This is a genomic window from Shewanella sp. UCD-KL12, from assembly GCF_001957125.1.
Lineage (GTDB): Bacteria > Pseudomonadota > Gammaproteobacteria > Enterobacterales > Shewanellaceae > Shewanella.
Genome location: NZ_MPHJ01000020.1, coordinates 77,629 through 94,661 on the forward strand (window position 1 = coordinate 77,629; position 17,033 = coordinate 94,661).

Genomic DNA, 17,033 nt, shown 5'->3' on the forward strand with positions numbered 1-17,033 from the left:
AACCCAAAATAGCCCAAAATACTTCGACTAGTATTACGAACTCGTATTTCCGCTAATACTTCCAAAACCCTGGGTGAAACAGTACTGCAACTGTCAGGATCTCCAATCGACCTAATAACATGCCAATCGCCAATGCCCATTTTGCGACATCGGGTAGGGTCGAGAAGTTACCTGCCGGCCCGATAGTACCTCCAAGCCCTGGCCCCACATTCGTTACTGCAGTAACGGCCCCAGTAAAGCTGGTGGTAGGGTCTAACCCGGTCATCACTAATATGACCGACAGTGCGACGATCACGAGCATAAATAATAAGATAAAGGTCACCAGTGAGCGTACGATATCTTCACCGATAGGTCGGTTGTTATATCGCTCTTTAAACACACCATTAGGGTGAAATTGTTGTTTGAGCTGCTCACGCATGATGGCGCCAGCAATTTGAAAACGGAAGATTTTAATGCCGCCAGAAGTAGAGCCTGAGCAGCTTCCTGCAAACATTAAAAATAGAAAGGCGACATTAGCCAGTGCTCCCCAAGCGGTATAGTCTGTTAATCCATAGCCGGTGGTTGTGACCACTGAGACGACATTAAAGCTTGCGAGGCGGAGTGCATCGAACGGCGACATTTCATGACCAGTCCAGAGCCAGAAGGCGAGTCCTACAGAGATCGTGGTGATGAAAAATAGGAAGCCTTTAACCTGAGCGTCATTCCAGACAAAGAGTGAACGTTGTTGAATACAGTTGACGAACATAAGTAAGGGCAAGCCACCAGCCGCCATGAAGAAGACTCCGACCCAATGTGCTTGGTTAGAAAAAGCGGCCATAGAACTGTCTGAGGTTGAGTAACCTCCGGTAGACAGGGTTGTCATGGCATGATTGATTGCTTGAAACCAGTTCATCCCGGCTAGGTGGTAGGCAAAACCACAGAGCACTGTCAGCAAGATATAGATATAGAACAGGTTTTTGGCCATATCTTGAGTACGGGGAATGGCTTTATCACTCCAGTCAGAAGATTCGGTTCTAAATAACCTCATGCCACCAACGTTGAGAAAAGGGAGTACAGCTACAGCCATTACAATAAAGCCGATACCGCCAAGCCATTGCAATAAAGAGCGCCAGATGAGAATGCTGTGATCCATACTGTCTAGCCCTGAAAGCACCGTTGATCCTGTGGTGGTTATTCCGGACATGGTCTCAAAGAAGGCGTCGGTATAGTCGATACCATGATATAGGGTGAAGGGCATAGCTGCGAAAAAACTAACGATAAGCCAAGTTAAACTGGTAAGTAGAAACATATCTCGAATATTGAGGTTTAGTTTCTTACTCCGCCCTTGATGCATACAAGCACTTGCTACTGTGCCTGTCACTAGTGAGGAGATCATAAAGGCACCCACTGTTTCTTCACTATAGATAAGTGCGAAGATCAGTGGAATAAACATAAAAACTGTCAGTGTCGACAGGAAAATACCCAAAATAAAGAGTAGTGGCCGATAGTTCAGCATGACTCAATCCTTCGAAAGCAGATTCGCGGCGCCCTCCTTTTGGTAAGCTATCTTTAGGGGGCGCTTAAGTTAGTTGATGCTAGATCCAACTAAAAGTTAGAAGAAGAAGGCACTCGGTTGGAACAGCTTCTCAACTTCACCGATAAACTTCTTGTTGACCAAGAAGAGAATGACATGATCTCCCTGTTCGATGACCGTTTTATCATGAGCCATTAATACCTCTTCGTCACGTACAATTGCACCAATCGTTGTGCCTGGTGGAAGTTTGATCTCACCAATTTTTTTGCCGACAACTTTAGAGGTTTTTGAGTCACCATGGGCAATGGCTTCGATGGCTTCGGCTGCACCGCGACGCAGCGAGTATACGTTACAGATATCGCCTTGGCGGATATGGGTAAGTAGTGCAGAAATCGTAGCCTGCTGAGGTGATATCGCAATATCAATATTCGCTTCTTGAACGATATCAACATAGGCTTCACGCTGAATAAGCACCATTACCTTTTTAGCACCCATACGTTTAGCGAGTAGGGCTGCCATGATGTTGGCTTCATCGTCGTTAGTCACAGCAATGAACACATCGGTTTGATCGATATGCTCTTCAAGTAGCAACTCCTGATCTGAGGCATCACCACAAAAGACGGTGGTTTTTTCGAGTCGCTCAGACAGTGATTCGGCTCGCTCTTGCCTGTGTTCAATCAGTTTTACTGAATGATTACGTTGCAGCTGTTTAGCTAAGCCCATACCGATATTACCGCCACCGGCTATCATGATGTTGCGGTAGGAGTTATCGAGCTTTTGCATCTCACTCATAACGGCACGGACATGACGACTATCGGCGACGAAGAAGACTTCATCATCGGCTTCAATGATGGTGGTTCCTCGGGGCATGATCGGTCGACCTTGCCTGAAAATTGCAGCTACTCGGGTATCAATATTCGGCATATGCTCGCGCAGCGCTGCTAAGGCATTACCTACAAGTGGTCCACCATAATAGGCGCGGACAGCGACTAAGCTTAAGCGACCTTCGGCAAACTCGAGCACTTGTAGTGCACCTGGATACTCAACGAGTCGGCGAATATAGGAGGTAACGAGCTGCTCGGGGGCAATAAGTTCATCGATGATGAAGCCACCACGAGTACGATTATCATTTTGCTTCGTTTCACTGTTAATAAACAGTTTATCTTTCAGGCCTAGGTATTGCTCTGAGCGGATGCGGGCGATTTTAGTAGGTGTACCAAATAACGAGTAGGCAACCTGACAGGCTGCCATATTACACTCATCACTGTTGGTTACTGCAATCAGCATGTCGGCATCTTCGGCGCCAGCTTCCTTTAATACATCAGGATGAGCTCCGTGACCAAGGACGACTCGCAGATCATACTTGTCTTGCAGTGAACGTAATCGCGATTTATCGTTATCGACGACGGTGATATCGTTATTTTCACCGACTAAGTTCTCAGCGAGCGTGCCACCGACTTGGCCTGCACCCAAAATGATAATCTTCATGGCCTTAGGTTATCCCTTCACTAGGCGTGCGTAGTAGAATCCATCCATACTCTCTGTACCCGGTGTTATCTGCCAGCCAATGGCATCTGCATTAGGCTGCTGGGTTATGGGGACAAGAGTTGCATCATCGGCTCTCTCTAAGAATGAGCGAATCTGCTGCTCATTTTCCTGAGGGAGAATGGAACAAGTTGCATACAGCAGTGTGCCACCAGGTTTAAGCCACTGCCAGCAATGATCAAGAATTTTGCTTTGTAGTGAGGCTAGCTCTTCAATATCTGATTGTTTTCTTAACCATTTGATATCAGGGTGGCGACGAATAACCCCTGTCGCTGAGCAAGGGGCATCCAGTAGAATGCGATCAAATTTATCACCCTGCCACCAAGAGTCTATATCGGCTGCATCACCATGGATTAGCTTGGCGTTGAGCGATAAACGGTCCAGGTTTTGTTGAACGCGCTCAAGGCGCTTTTCATCAAAATCGACCGCTACAAGATCTATGTTAGCTTGCTCTAGTAGGTGACATGTTTTACCACCTGGCGCTGCACAGGCATCGAGTACGAGTTCACCATCTTGAGGTGCTAGTAATGTCGCTGCCCACTGAGCAGCACCATCTTGTACAGAAGCTGCACCTTGGTCAAAGCCAGGTAGCTGGGCTACATCTCTTGGGCTTTCCAGTAAAATAGCATCGCTGCTTGAACCAGCAGAAGCATTGATTTCTACCTCCGATAAGGCGCTTAGGTACTCATCACGAGTTTGAGAGAGCTTATTATTACGTAACCACATAGGCGGACGCTGGTGGCTCTGCTCTATGACCTCTTGCCAGTTATCTGGGTAGGCTGCTTTTAAGCGTTTCACTATCCAAGCTGGTGTATTGAATGCCAAGGTATCGTTATCAGTTGGTAGTGGCTTGTCTTGACGTTGGATGTTTCGTAAAACACCATTGACGACTTTTACTAGACCTTCAAACCTCAATTGACGACATGCTTCAGCGGTTTCAGATATCGCTGCATGGCTAGGAATACGGGTAAAGTAGATTTGATAACAACCAATAAGTAATAGTTGGTGAACAATTCTCTGCTTACCTTTGAGTGGCTTGCTCATGCAATCACTCACCAACTTATCTAGTTGGGGGAGGTGACGCATCACACCATAGCTAAGCTCGGCAAGTAGTGCTTTATCTTTGCCACTCTCGAGATGCTTTTGCTGATCGGGGAGGGCAACTGAAAGTGAAATGCCTTTTTCAAGCACTTGAAATACGACCTTTGCCGCGAGTGCACGCAAGTTCATATTACTTCGCCTCTTCGCTATGTGCTGCTTGAGTATTTAAGAGTGTACCTACTGAGAACCAGTCACCACGAGAGTTGAGAATATCCCCGACACTGAGAGGCTTTTTACCTGGCAACTGCATATTTAATAGGTTTAGTACGCCTTCACCTGTGGCAATGGCAATACCATTTTTATCTGCAGAGATAATGGTACCTGCTGGTTTATCACTTACCGCATCTATAACGTTAGCTTGTCTAACTTTGATACTGGCATCGTGATGAGAGAAGTGGCTAATTGGCCAAGGATTAAAGGCTCTTATTTCCCGCCAAAGCTGCTCTGCTGGTTTATTCCAGTCGAGCTGGGCTTCCTCTTTCGTTAGCTTTTCTGCGTAATTAGCGAGTGACTCATCTTGCTTTTCAGCTTTAAGCTTTCCATCAGCTAATCCAGTTAACGCTTCGATTAGCGCGTCAGGACCTTGCTGTGCAAGTTTTTCATAGAGTGTCGCTGAGGTGTCACTATCTTCAATTGGGAGTTGGGTTTTAAGTAGCATGTCACCGGTATCAAGACCGATATCCATCTGCATAATAGTTACGCCAGTCTCTTTATCGCCAGCCCAAAGTGCACGCTGTATAGGCGCTGCACCACGCCAGCGAGGTAGAATTGAACCGTGAACATTAATACAACCCATTTGAGGAGTATCTAAAACCACTTTAGGTAAGATTAAGCCATAAGCGACCACAACCATAATGTCGGCATTCAGTGACGCTAGCTCTTGTTGTGCTTCCTCGTTGCGTAGCGACTTTGGCTGATAAACGGGGAGATCATGTTCAAGTGCTAGACTCTTAACTGGACTTGCTTGTAGCTTCTTACCTCGTCCAGCAGGACGATCTGGTTGAGAATAAACACCAACAACATTATGTTCAGAATTGATAAGTGCTTGTAAGTGCAGAGCTGCAAAGTCCGGAGTACCGGCAAAGATGATATTTAATGGTTTCAAGATGGCTTTATCCCTGTTTGGCTTCTAGTCGTGCAGCTTTTTCAAGCTTTTGCTTAATTCTTTGACGCTTTAGTGGCGACAAGTAATCGACAAATAATTTGCCTTTAAGGTGATCGAGTTCATGCTGTAAGCAGATAGCGAATAAGCCCTCGGCTTCTAAAGTAAACTCATTGCCATCACGATCTAATGCCTTGATTGTGACCTGTTCAGCTCGCTCTATATCGGCATAAATTCCAGGTACTGAAAGGCAGCCCTCTTCGTTAGCGAAGTGACCACTACTGGCTACTATCTCCATATTAATAAAGACGGTAGGTCTTTCTACTTCATCCTGAAGGTCCATAACAATCAATTGTTGATGGAAATTGACCTGAGTAGCGGCTAGTCCAATGCCCTTCTCTTCATACATGGTCTCGAACATATTATCGATTTGAGTTTGTAGGTCAGTGTTAAACTCTGTTACAGGCTTAGCAACTGTGCGTAATCTCTCATCGGGGAAACGTAATACTTTTAGTAAACTCATACATAAACTCTTAACAAGTATGTCAAATCTTAATCAGTTGGTTATACTGACTTTAGCTATTGGGTTAATTTTAATCCTTAGTGGCAGTCAATAACAGCAAAAGCTCGCTATATTACCAAACTAGTTTTATCAATTGAGTGCTTCCTGTAAGGAAGAGTTGGTTTTATAGAGCATAAACAGTATGGATTCCCCGATGAAACGATTAATTTTACTCGGTTTAATTTTAATAAACTGCTCTTTTGTTTTCGCCGATACGCTTACCCTCAAGTCTGGTCACCCTGACTCCTATGTGGTTGAGAAGGGCGATACACTTTGGGATATATCTGCACATTTCCTCAAAGACCCTTGGCGCTGGCCAAAACTTTGGGGAGTAAATCCTCAAATAGCTAACCCGCACCTCATCTATCCTGGTGACCGGTTAACCTTAGTCTTTATTGATGGTGAGCCAAGGTTAGTGGTTAAACCGCATATCCGTAAATCCCCTGAAGGTCGAAAAATGGCCAAAGATGGCGCTATCCCGGCCGTCAATCTCGCATTAATTAACTCTTACCTAATTCAAAATCGAGTGGTAGACCGTGATTGGTTTGATGAGCTACCTATGGTGTTAGGTGGAGAGAGTGAGTCTAAGCATCATATCGTGGGGGATGTCATCTATATTCAAGCTGAACTGACTGTTGGTGATAAGTTTGGTGTCTATGAGAAAGGGCGTGAGTTTGTTAGCTATGAGGAAGGTGAAGATCTTGGGGTTGAAGCGATCTTAACGGCTAGCGGGCGTGTCATAGAGTCAGGGTCTGTGTCCAAGGTTAGGTTATTAAGTAATTACCGTGAAACGGTTGCCGGTACGCGAGTGATGCCTATCGAAGAGGATAGCTTAATGCCAGCTTATTTCATGCCTAGAGCTGCGAATCTAGAGACTCCTGCAAGGGTACTCGCTTCAGAGAAGGAGCTGCGAGAGATGGGTAAGTTGGATGTTGCTTATATCGATAAAGGCAGCATTGATGGTGTAGAAGCCGGTCACGTTTTCTCCATTTATAGAGATGGGGTTGATGTTGTCATAAATGGTAGTGGTCAGCCTGTGCTGCCAAATGAGCGTAGTTCATATGAAACTGTGCTTTCGAGTGTATCGTCAGATAACTCAATTAAAATGCCAGATGTTTACCGTGGTAAGCTCATGGTGTTTAAGGTGTTCGATAAGACAAGTATGGGGCTTATTATGATTAATGAGCGGCCTGTAAGAGTCGAAGATAAATTACTAACACCAGATGCACTCTTAGTGAGTGAGTAACTGCGAGTGGCTTAGCTCATTTTGCAGTATAAGAAGTTACTCATTGAGGTTTTATACCATGTCGCATAAAGATGTGATCACTCAGCGAGAGCTTAGCGCTTCTGAGGCAAGGAAGCGAGTGAAGGGCATAGTGATTCTACGTTCAAGCTCGATGACGCGGCATTCAGAAGTGCTAAGACTCGCCTTTTAGGAGCTTTTTAGGCTGCCTATTTCTTCGTTGAATAACTTCGTAAGGGAGCCACCATTACTTCAGTTATCCGCCTCGAACTAGTTTGCCTAAAATAGCTCTGAGTTGAGCACTTTCTTATGCGAAATGGTATTAGTTTCAGTTTAACTTGAATGGGGTAAAAGGAATTACCGATAAACTGGTCGACTGGCTAGTTGTTAGTGCTGTATCCGGGTTAGGACCCGCTCGGATCCGACAACTATTACAGAACATGGATGTGGAAGATCTGAGGCAGATGTTAGAGCATGAACCTGATGCGCTCCCTCTGCCTGAATCTCTTCTCAGGGGCAAACTCGTTCCTAATCTTTCCCTTATCGAATCCGCATTATCTTGGCAGCAAAGCGCAGATAACAACTATATCGTGACCTTAGATTCACCTGATTACCCTTGCTTACTCAAGCAACTCTCTGATCCACCAACCATTATTTTTGTAAAAGGTGATATCAATGCGCTGAAATTTCCCTGCATAAGCATGGTTGGTAGCCGAGCTGCATCTCATACTGGTTTGCAGCTGGCGTATAAGTTGGCTGGGGAGTTATCTGCATCAGGCTTTGCCGTTGTGAGTGGAATGGCGATTGGGATTGATGGCGCGGCGCATCAAGCTTGTATTGATAAAGGTGGTAGGACGTTGGCTGTTTTAGGTACAGGTGTCGATGTTATCTACCCTCGTAGGCATAAGAAGATTTATGAAGCTATTCAGAGTAATGGTGCTGTTATTAGTGAATTTTGGCCAGGCACTAAGCCTTTTGCTGGTAACTTTCCGAAACGAAATAGGCTTATCAGCGGTCTAACATTAGGTACCTTAGTTGTTGAAGCATGTCGTAAGAGCGGTTCTCTTATTACTGCTAGATTAGCGATGGAGCAGGGGCGTGAGGTATTTGCCATTCCTGGCAATATTTTGTCTGGTCAAAGCCAAGGCTGCCATGATCTTTTAAAAAATGGGGCAAAACTTGTGGAGAATGTTGCCGATATAATAGAAGAAGTATCGGCTTTATCTGCTTTCCACCTTGAAGAATTGAACAAGCGTCACCATATAGGGGGGGAGAAGGCTTCTGATTTGCCATTTGCCCCACTGTTAGCTAGTGTAGGGTATGAGACCACATCATTAGATGTTGTGGTTGAGCATAGTGGAAAGGCCATAGATTTAGTATTAGAGCAATTGCTTGAACTTGAATTACAAGGTTGGGTCGCTGTAGTACCCGGTGGTTATATAAGACTAAAGAGGAGCTAGCCATGTTTGATATCCTCATGTATCTATTTGAAAACTATGTTCACAGTGAAGTAGAGTTCTTAGTGGATGAAGATGAGCTCACGCAAGAGCTTACCCGTGCTGGTTTTCATCAGTCCGAGATAATAAAGGCCATCTCTTGGCTTGAACATTTAGCAGAGCTACAGGAAGGTGATACGCCTTACCTGTGTGATCATGCACAACACTCATTTAGAATCTATACGCAAAATGAGATGGACAAGCTAGATGTTGAGTGTCGAGGTTTTCTTCTTTTTCTAGAGCAAATCAAGGTATTAAGTGTTGTTACTCGTGAGATGGTGATAGATCGAGTGATGGAGCTTGATGAGCCAATATTGATTCTGGAAGACCTAAAGTGGGTTGTGCTTATGGTGCTATTTAATGTACCAGGCAATGAGTCAGCCTATGAACAGATGGAAGACCTTATCTTCGAACAGCCCGATGGTCGGCTGCATTCATAACCTGAACTAATACCAATCAGCATAAAGATGTGATCGCTCAGCGAGGTATTAGCGCTTCAGAGGCAAGGCAACGAGTGAAGCGCATAGTTATTCTACGTGCTAGCTCGTTAACACAGCATATGAAGCGCTAAAACTCGCCTGTCAGGAGTGTTTTTGACTGCCTACCTCTTCGTTGAATAGCCTCACAAGGGAATAACCATTCCATCAGCTATTCGCCTTGAGTTAGTTGTCAAAAAACACTCTGAGTAGATCACTTTCTTATGCTGATTGGTATAAATATCTTTTCATGTGATAAAAAGAAAGGAGGCAAAGCCTCCTTTTTTGTGTCTGGATGTACTTATCCCCGGTCGCAAGGACAGCGTTAGAGGGGATTTGTGTCTGGAACATTTATGAGCATTTATCATGGACAGGAATAAATGCTCGTTGTATCTGGCCAAAAATATTCCTATAGTTAATAATGTTTGTGGCTGCCATCTTTAGTGAGGTGCTTAGGCGCTAAGTAATCACGGTAACTATATCGATTTTGCTTATGTAATCTAGGCTTAGCCTGCTCCGCACTATCATCAAATGCCTCGGCTTGAGCTGTTAACCAGTTACTGAACTCATCTTGATGTTGAGTCAATTTCGCAAGAAGCTCGTCATAGCCCTCGAAGTAATCTGTTTTTAGGTACTTACTCAGTTGGACGAAATCTTTATGGTAGTTTTCCGCTAAGAACCGTATAGCCATATAGCTCCAACTATAGGTACGTTCAACGCCGTCCTTATATTCGGTAGCAAAGATCTCTTCTAAAGTCGGCGCCTTATCGAGTTTCTTTTTTACGATTCTTAAGGTTTTAGCGTTGTCATCGCCTTTTGAGATATATTCAGCGAGCCCCTCTGACCACCAGACCATTTTAGAAGGGAAGTGGCCGAACCCGCCATATTTTACGAAGTGTCCATCGAGGTAATGAACGTACTCATGGTTAAGGTTCCAGATAGCGAACTCAGGCTCAATCCAGAATTGGCGATAAGCAAAGAAAGTTGCTTGATTGCCTGGCTTTGAAGGAGTCCCCTCTATATACATGCCGCCATTGTCTGTGCCGATATCGAATAACAGTTGGCCATAAGCGTTGTATTGGCTCCAGTTCTTAAAGGCGACGACCCTAAGTGCATCGTTAAAATCATTGGCTGTTGCTTGATTTTGGGTTTCCAATAATGAGTGGAAATTTGATTCTTGTGAAGTTAGTTTCGTACAGCTTATGGCAAGTTCTTGCTCGTTTAAGTCTTGAGTTAGAATGAATAAACTGTCAGAACAGTGGTGCTCGATAGGCAATATTTCATTTTGTTCTGGGATCCGGCAGATATCACTATGTTTCTCACATTCCTCAAGTCCTGCAAATGAGTTCACATGAAAGCCAAGAGTATAGGCATCTTTTGCTGCATCACCACGTGCAGCGACATCTTGCTTTGCTATGTCTGCTACAGCCTTATCGAGAGCGGCTTCATCTGCCGTTACGCTGCCATCTTCACTTGCAGGTAGGGCTAAGCGATATAGGCCTAATGCCCAGTAGGCATTTCTTTTAGGCCAGTCTTTGCCATTGCGTATACTAGAGTCGGATTGTGCGAATGAGAGTAAAGCTTGGTCCATCTTTAGCTGCATCAGGGTTTTATTTAGCTCGCCATCACTGTTCTTTCGGCCTACATTTAGCAGCAATCCATAAGCCCTTAGGGTTTCCCACAAAGCGTAATCATTTTCAGTATTAGCCGGGGTGCTTGCAAGTCGTGCCAATTGAGCATCGAGCGCAGGGCTCAACTTGGTTAGTGCGTGAGATTGTTCATTATTGGCGTAGTAGCGGTAAAGCGTCACTGCAAACTGTTCTTGAAGTCGCGAAGATTGAGCATAGGTATCGCTGGATGTCAGCTCCGTTAAGGCTGTAGATAATAGCGAGAAGCTGGTTTCATCCAGCTCGTCTACAGGGCCGAAATAGCTAAATGCTCGTAAGTAATACAGTAAGTCATCAATTTCATTCAGCTTTTGTGATATGTATAGCTTAGCCGCAACCTGTTCGAATGTGCTCTTAGTGAGTAACGGACTGCTAGCATCAAATAGTTGCGCTGTTGGTACCTGAGATATCTCCTGTAATATGCTTTCATCGATGATGACTGGTGCAGTGGTGCTACAGGCTGAAAGTGTCAAGAGCGTTGGGAGGCCGATTATCAGTGCCAAAGCTGACTTACGAAACATTTGAGTATCCTAATTGTGTTTTTGTATACAATATATCCTCATTATTACTATAAACCTAGTGCTAATTATTAACCGTAGATATTTCCCTGTTTTAGCTTTGCTTGATAAAATAGCTAATAAGTAACTTTTCTGAGAACCCCATGTCTAAAACTAGCGACCCACTTTTTAGCTCCCACGAGCATGCACTGGAAAAAGAGTATGAACTCTGCCCTAAGTGTGGCAGTGAGCTATCGGTTAAAAATAGTAAACATGGCGGTTTCATCGGGTGCAACAGCTACCCTGTGTGTGACTATACGCGTCCGCTGGTTCAGCATGAGCAGATAGAAGCGCAAATCATTCCTGATTCAAAATGCCCTGATTGTGGACACGAATTAGCTGTAAAGTCGGGCCGTTTTGGTATATTTATTGGCTGTACTCATTATCCAACCTGTAAGCATATTGAAAAGCATGATCAGGAGGAGCCTGAAGATCAAATCGCTTGCCCAAGCTGTAAAGGCGGAATGATTGAGCATAGAACTAATCGTTTTGGCAAAGGATTTTATGCTTGTAGTGGTTACCCTAAGTGCAAATTCCTAATTAATTATCCCCCAGTAGCTGAGTCTTGCCCTGAATGTGGATTTGGTATTTTGGTTGAGAGGAAAGGGGCTGCAGGTATGCGGTTAGAGTGTCCTAAGAAAAGTTGTAAATTTAAGCGACCTATCTAAATTGGCAGTAGCAGATATTACTCCCTAGTCCTTGCCTGAAATATAGCGTGAGTTAAATAAGCTATAATCTCTATTCATTTCTTCATATTGGTAATCTCTGTATAATCTCCATAGCGCTCTAGAGTGGTGGGGAGAGCTTTTTCATGACTAAATTATTGAATTTGATTGAAGGTAGTTATACATGTTGCAGTTAGCACCATCAGAAGTATCCGAAGTTATCGAGGCTGGTGGCGTAATTGCTTACCCAACAGAGGCGGTATTTGGCCTAGGTTGTGACCCTGATAATGATGCAGCAATAGAGAGGCTGTTACAGGTTAAGCATCGCCCATGGGAAAAAGGTTTAATTTTAGTAGCCAGTGACTTTTCTCAGCTGACTCCCTATATTGATGAATCTAAATTGACCGCTGCTCAGCTAGCGTTTGCTCACTCTAAGTGGCCTGGTCCATTTACTTTTATCATGCCTGTAAGGCCCAATATATCTAAATTACTCTGTGGCCGCTTTAACTCATTGGCTGTTCGAATCTCCTCCCACCCAGGAATTCAGCAAATCTGCCAACAGCTTGGCAAGCCGTTAGTTTCCACCAGTGCCAATCTAACTGGTCAAGATCCTGCTATGAGTATTGATGAGGTTACAACCCAATTTTCTGGTGTCATTGAAGCGGTAGTGACTGGGGGATTAGGGGCTGAAGCTAAACCATCGACGATTATAGATGCCATCAGTGGCAAGGTTCTACGCTAGCTCGATTTAAGTACCCGATAGGGTGCTGTTGATAAATATAAAGAGAAAGGAACATCTAGATGTCTGTACCAGATACAAATGCCGTAAAAACATTTTTATTAGGCCTTCAGCAGCAGATCTGTGAAGGTTTAGCGCTGCTAGATGGTAAAGCTGAGTTTAAAGCTGACTCCTGGAAGCGTGAAGAGGGGGGTGGAGGCCAAAGTCGTGTGTTGACTAAAGGGGCTGTTTTCGAACAGGCTGGCGTTAACTTTTCCCATGTAACGGGCTCTGCTATGCCTGCTTCGGCTACAGCTCATAGACCAGAACTTGCAGGTCGTAGTTTTGAAGCGATGGGAGTGTCTTTAGTTATCCACCCCAATAACCCATATATTCCAACGACCCATGCAAATGTGCGTTTCTTTATTGCCTCTAAAGAGGGGGCGGAGCCTGTGTGGTGGTTCGGTGGTGGTTTTGATTTGACACCATATTACCCCTTTGAAGAGGATGTTATTGAATGGCATCAGCATGCAAAATCATTCTGTGACCCATTCGGCGATGAGGTTTACCCTAAGTACAAGAAGTGGTGTGACGAATACTTTTATCTTCCCCATAGAGATGAAACCCGCGGAGTGGGTGGATTATTCTTTGATGATTTGAACAAGCAGGGTTTTGATACTAGCTTTGAGTTTATGCAAGCTGTAGGAAATGGCTTCTTAACTGCCTACGCACCAATTGTTAAGCGTCGTAAAGATACTGAATATGGTGAGCAAGAGCGGAATTTCCAACTGTACCGACGTGGACGCTATGTAGAGTTCAACCTAGTATATGATAGAGGAACGCTTTTCGGGCTACAAACAGGTGGAAGAACAGAATCTATATTGATGTCTATGCCGCCGTTAGTCCGCTGGGAGTACTGTTATACACCTGCAGACAACTCGCCAGAAGCACTACTTTATACTGACTACCTCAAACCAAGGGACTGGCTGGGATTAAATAAATAGCCCTATTAAGTTGAGTTCACAACGGACTTTTAATAGAGAGTGGTGTTGATATAGCTGATTCTATGTCTATGCCACTTTGCTGAACGTCTAGTCCGCTGGGCGTACTGCTATACACCTGCAGACAACTCGCCAGAAGCACTGCTTTACACAGACTACCTCAAACCAAGGGACTGGCTGGGATTAAGTAAATAGCCCTGTTTAGTTGAGTTCACAGCGGATTTTTAATAGAGAGTGGTGTAGATATAGCTGATCCTATGTCTATGCCACTTTGCTGAATTTCTAGTCCGCTGGGAGTACTGCTATACACCTGCAGACAACTCGCCAGAAGCACTGCTTTATACTGACTACCTCAAACCAAGGGACTGGCTGGGATTAAATAAATAGCCCTATTTAGTAGAGTTCACAACGGATTTTTAATAGAGAGTGGTGTGGATGTAGCTGAGCCTATGTCTATGCCACTTTGCTAAACATCTAGTCCGCTGAGCATGCTGCTACAGCGCTTTGGCAGAGTGGTCTCATCTCTTCGTTACAGTGCACAACACTTGCTTAATTGGTTGTGATCAATAACCAATTAATAATCAGGTTGGTTTATTGATTACGCATATTGTCAGCTAGAATGCTAACAGCTTGATATATCGCTTCTCTATGCTGAGCATCCTTTATCTCGATATCGATAGCGCTTCTCATACAGAACAACCATTGATCACGCATCTCTTCGTCAATTTTAAAAGGCATATGCCTCGCTCTAAGTGCTGGGTGTCCATACTTTTGCTCAAATAATCCAGGCCCACCAAGCCAACCACTTAAAAACTCATAAAGCTTTTGTTCAGATTCTGCGATAGGCGCTTTATGGATGGCAAGTAAGTTACTGGCACGTCCCTGTTGCTGCATCTGTAGGTAGAATTGACGAGCGAGTGCTTTAACTACCTGTTCACCACCTATTTTATCGTAAGCATTAGATTGCTGCGGATTTCTGTCAGGCTGTGTTTGAGGTGCTTTTGCCTTACTTGAGTTGCTGAAGAGATTTTTTAGCCAGTTCATTAAACAATTACATGCCAAGGTAATAGAAGCCAGATTATAACAAGAGATACAGCAGATAGTGAATGCGAAAATTTTGTCGCTGCCTCAATTAGGTCAATGAATTAATTGAACCTATGTCTTGAGTAGGTAAACTGTGTTGCATATTGCCTTGCTTTGAAAAATGAGATGACCCATGACTGATAGATATGCCGTATTTGGAAACCCGATAGCCCACAGTAAATCTCCTTTCATTCATGGTGTTTTTGCTAAGCAAACTAAACAATCATTAACTTATGAAGCTGTTTTGGCCCCTAAAGATGAATTTGCACAAAGCTTGCAGCAATTTTGGTCACAAAATGGAAAGGGGGCCAATGTGACGGTGCCTTTTAAAGAGCAAGCGTTCGAGATTTGTGATGTATTGAGTGAGCAGGCTGAACTGGCTGGTGCCGTGAATACGTTAACATTACTTAGTGATGGGCGTATAAAGGGAGATAATACTGACGGTTTAGGTTTAGTAGCAGATCTTGAGCGTAATATTGGTTGTTTAAAGGGGAAAACCATACTCTTGCTTGGAGCTGGTGGTGCTGCCCGTGGCTCTATACTGCCTATACTTGAGCGTGAAGTTAAATCGCTGCAAATTCATAACAGAACCCATGAGAAGGCGGTTTTACTTGCGGATACATTTAAGAAGTATGGTGCTGTAATGGCAATATCTACTACTGCCTTAGATAATATTGAAAGTCCGTTTGATATCATTATTAACTCAACTTCTGCTAGCCTATCCGGTTCGGTACCCCAGTTACCCGCTAGTATTTTAGGAGAGCACTCTGTTTGTTATGACATGATGTATAGCAAGGAGCAGACCTCTTTCAATGTATGGGCATTATCGCTAGGTTGTTCAAAAGTGATCGATGGGCTCGGTATGTTGGTTGGGCAAGCGGCTAAAAGTTTTGAGATTTGGCGAAATGTAGAGCCTGAAGTGAATCCAGTATTGAGTGAGTTAAGAGAGGGATTAAGCAAAGAATGAATCAAAGCATTATATTTACCGATCTCCAGAGGTGGGATTCAGAAGCTGAACAGGTGGTATTTCCCGCTCAAGTCATGGGAGCAAATATCAACTGTAGAGTGAGTGTGGCGCATTTATCTAACTTTGTTGGTCGTAAAATTGAGTGTGAATCACAAGCATTAGCTGTGTTTGATGAATACAGGTTTGATATTGAAGAAAAGATGGAAGAACTTATAGAAAGAGAAGCTTTTGATGAGAATGGCGAGATCTCTTGGTAATAGCTTAACTTGGTAATAGCTATAATAGCCAGAGCTGTTGAAGAGGTTAGCTACCAACAGCTCTAAACTGGACAAGCTTCTTGCTTATACCAGTTAGTATTTAAAAGTTACCTAACTAGCCACTTCTTCCAAATACTCGTTCTTCAATCTTACATAGTTATCTGCAGATTCTGGAAGGAATTTGAGTTCAGCTTCTGTCAAAGGGCGGATCTGTTTTGCTGGGCTACCGACATAGAGAAAACCACTTTTTAAAACCTTACCAGGTGGAACTAACGATCCCGCCCCTAGTATGATGTCATCTTCTAAAATAGCGCCATCTAAGATGATAGCCCCCATTCCGACTAAAATACGATTGCCGACTATACAGCCGTGAAGCATGGCTTTATGGCCAATGGTGACATCATTACCAATTAAAAGTGGGTTTCCATCTGGTTTAGATGGAGACTTACGAGTTACATGCAATATCGTCCCGTCTTGTATATTAGTACGTTTACCAATAACGATACGATTTACATCCCCTCGAGCAGCCACTAATGGCCAGATGCTGGCGTCATCATCAAGTGTTATATCTCCAACAAGCACGCAAGCTTCATCAATATAGACATGATTATTAAGTTTTGGGGTAATTCCCTTATATGATCTGAGTGAATGAGGCATTTAATAAGTCCTTAAAATCGCTGTATGGGCATTATAAAGCGTAAAAAATAGCTAGTCAGGGTGTTTTATCTACAAACAGTAATAAAATGACACTTTTATTACATTAAGCCCTTGCCATCCCGGCTGACATCCCTATAATGCGCTCCCACTGACACGGCAAACCAGCCTTCTTAAACAGAAGCTGAAACCCAGTCAGGGCAACAAGTAAGCTAATTAATTTCCTCGTTTTAAACGTTTGAAATTAAATTTTTAAAAGCACTTGACGCCAACAACGGGAAGTGTAGAATACGCCTCCTCAAGCCAGCGACCTAGCGTCAACGGCGGTGCTACTTAGCGCCACGTTCTTTAACAATACGAAACAAGAAATCTGTGTGGACATTCACAGGTGTTGAGTTATTCGAAATTGCTTCTTAGGAAGCAATC

The 17,033-nt window shown here is 43.9% G+C and carries 17 protein-coding genes and 1 pseudogene; 10 read left to right on the forward strand and 8 right to left on the reverse strand.

Going from position 1 to position 17,033, the window contains the following annotated elements; translation table 11 throughout:
- Positions 1-52 precede the first annotated feature (52 nt).
- From BM736_RS22430 to def, 5 genes are all read right to left on the reverse strand, one after another.
- Positions 53-1,495 carry a TrkH family potassium uptake protein gene (locus BM736_RS22430; RefSeq protein ID WP_076416488.1) on the reverse strand — a complete coding sequence of 481 codons (1,443 nt, stop codon included), beginning with the start codon at positions 1,493-1,495 and terminating at the stop codon, positions 53-55.
- Positions 1,496-1,591: 96 nt separating this feature from the next.
- The gene (trkA, locus tag BM736_RS25075) at positions 1,592-3,001 is read right to left on the reverse strand and encodes a Trk system potassium transporter TrkA (protein ID WP_143562467.1); all 1,410 of its coding nucleotides are present in this window, start codon (positions 2,999-3,001) and stop codon (positions 1,592-1,594) included.
- Positions 3,002-3,010: 9 nt separating this feature from the next.
- Positions 3,011-4,288, reverse strand: coding sequence for a 16S rRNA (cytosine(967)-C(5))-methyltransferase RsmB (gene rsmB, locus BM736_RS25080; protein ID WP_143562468.1), 1,278 nt, complete (start codon positions 4,286-4,288; stop codon positions 3,011-3,013).
- A gap of 1 nt (position 4,289) precedes the next feature.
- Entirely contained in the window at positions 4,290-5,264 is a 975-nt protein-coding gene (fmt, locus tag BM736_RS22440; RefSeq protein WP_076416491.1) for a methionyl-tRNA formyltransferase, read from the reverse strand.
- A gap of 7 nt (positions 5,265-5,271) precedes the next feature.
- Positions 5,272-5,784: a peptide deformylase gene (def, locus tag BM736_RS22445; RefSeq protein ID WP_076416494.1), complete on the reverse strand. Its 513-nt coding sequence runs from the start codon at positions 5,782-5,784 to the stop codon at positions 5,272-5,274.
- A gap of 181 nt (positions 5,785-5,965) precedes the next feature.
- Between def and BM736_RS22450 the strand changes: the two genes are divergently transcribed.
- The 4 genes from BM736_RS22450 to BM736_RS22460 all read left to right on the forward strand — a co-directional run bounded on the left by BM736_RS22450 (position 5,966) and on the right by BM736_RS22460 (position 9,002).
- Complete coding sequence (locus tag BM736_RS22450; RefSeq protein ID WP_076416497.1) at positions 5,966-7,069, forward strand: LysM peptidoglycan-binding domain-containing protein; 1,104 nt, start codon at positions 5,966-5,968, stop codon at positions 7,067-7,069.
- 58 nt (positions 7,070-7,127) lie between these two features.
- Positions 7,128-7,259 carry a hypothetical protein gene (locus BM736_RS25470; RefSeq protein WP_256717988.1) on the forward strand — a complete coding sequence of 44 codons (132 nt, stop codon included), beginning with the start codon at positions 7,128-7,130 and terminating at the stop codon, positions 7,257-7,259.
- Between the two features lie 247 nt (positions 7,260-7,506).
- On the forward strand, positions 7,507-8,526 hold the full coding sequence (gene dprA / locus BM736_RS22455) for a DNA-processing protein DprA (protein WP_076416499.1): 1,020 nt from the start codon (positions 7,507-7,509) through the stop codon (positions 8,524-8,526).
- Between the two features lie 2 nt (positions 8,527-8,528).
- Positions 8,529-9,002, forward strand: a complete 474-nt coding sequence (locus BM736_RS22460) for a DUF494 family protein (protein ID WP_076416502.1) — start codon at positions 8,529-8,531, stop codon at positions 9,000-9,002.
- Between the two features lie 451 nt (positions 9,003-9,453).
- On the opposite strand, the gene BM736_RS22465 is transcribed toward BM736_RS22460, so the two are convergent.
- Positions 9,454-11,226 (reverse strand): collagenase, encoded by a 1,773-nt coding sequence (locus BM736_RS22465; protein WP_076416504.1) that lies wholly within the window; start codon positions 11,224-11,226, stop codon positions 9,454-9,456.
- A gap of 140 nt (positions 11,227-11,366) precedes the next feature.
- On the opposite strand from BM736_RS22465, the gene BM736_RS22470 reads away from it, so the two are divergent.
- The 4 genes and pseudogenes from BM736_RS22470 to BM736_RS25480 all read left to right on the forward strand — a co-directional run.
- A complete protein-coding gene (locus tag BM736_RS22470) occupies positions 11,367-11,930 on the forward strand; it encodes a type I DNA topoisomerase (RefSeq protein ID WP_076416507.1) in 564 nt (187 codons plus the stop codon).
- A gap of 181 nt (positions 11,931-12,111) precedes the next feature.
- The gene (locus tag BM736_RS22475; protein ID WP_076416510.1) at positions 12,112-12,669 is read left to right on the forward strand and encodes an L-threonylcarbamoyladenylate synthase; all 558 of its coding nucleotides are present in this window, start codon (positions 12,112-12,114) and stop codon (positions 12,667-12,669) included.
- Between the two features lie 59 nt (positions 12,670-12,728).
- Positions 12,729-13,649, forward strand: a complete 921-nt coding sequence (gene hemF / locus BM736_RS22480; RefSeq protein WP_076416512.1) for an oxygen-dependent coproporphyrinogen oxidase — start codon at positions 12,729-12,731, stop codon at positions 13,647-13,649.
- Positions 13,650-13,928: 279 nt separating this feature from the next.
- Positions 13,929-14,033 (forward strand): annotated as a pseudogene (locus BM736_RS25480) (coproporphyrinogen III oxidase); the annotation flags it as partial.
- 204 nt (positions 14,034-14,237) lie between these two features.
- Here the strand turns inward: BM736_RS25480 and BM736_RS22485 are convergent.
- A complete protein-coding gene (locus tag BM736_RS22485) occupies positions 14,238-14,690 on the reverse strand; it encodes a group II truncated hemoglobin (protein ID WP_076416514.1) in 453 nt (150 codons plus the stop codon).
- Positions 14,691-14,862: 172 nt separating this feature from the next.
- Here BM736_RS22485 and aroE point away from each other — a divergent pair, with 172 nt between their 5' ends.
- Together aroE and BM736_RS22495 are read left to right on the forward strand one after the other, a co-directional pair.
- Positions 14,863-15,696 (forward strand): shikimate dehydrogenase, encoded by an 834-nt coding sequence (aroE, locus tag BM736_RS22490; protein WP_076416516.1) that lies wholly within the window; start codon positions 14,863-14,865, stop codon positions 15,694-15,696.
- Positions 15,693-15,953, forward strand: a complete 261-nt coding sequence (locus BM736_RS22495) for a DUF1488 domain-containing protein (RefSeq protein ID WP_076416518.1) — start codon at positions 15,693-15,695, stop codon at positions 15,951-15,953. Before aroE ends, BM736_RS22495 begins: the two co-directional genes overlap by 4 nt.
- A 111-nt stretch (positions 15,954-16,064) precedes the next feature.
- On the opposite strand, the gene BM736_RS22500 is transcribed toward BM736_RS22495, so the two are convergent.
- On the reverse strand, positions 16,065-16,610 hold the full coding sequence (locus BM736_RS22500) for a gamma carbonic anhydrase family protein (RefSeq protein WP_076416520.1): 546 nt from the start codon (positions 16,608-16,610) through the stop codon (positions 16,065-16,067).
- Positions 16,611-17,033: the final 423 nt, after the last annotated feature.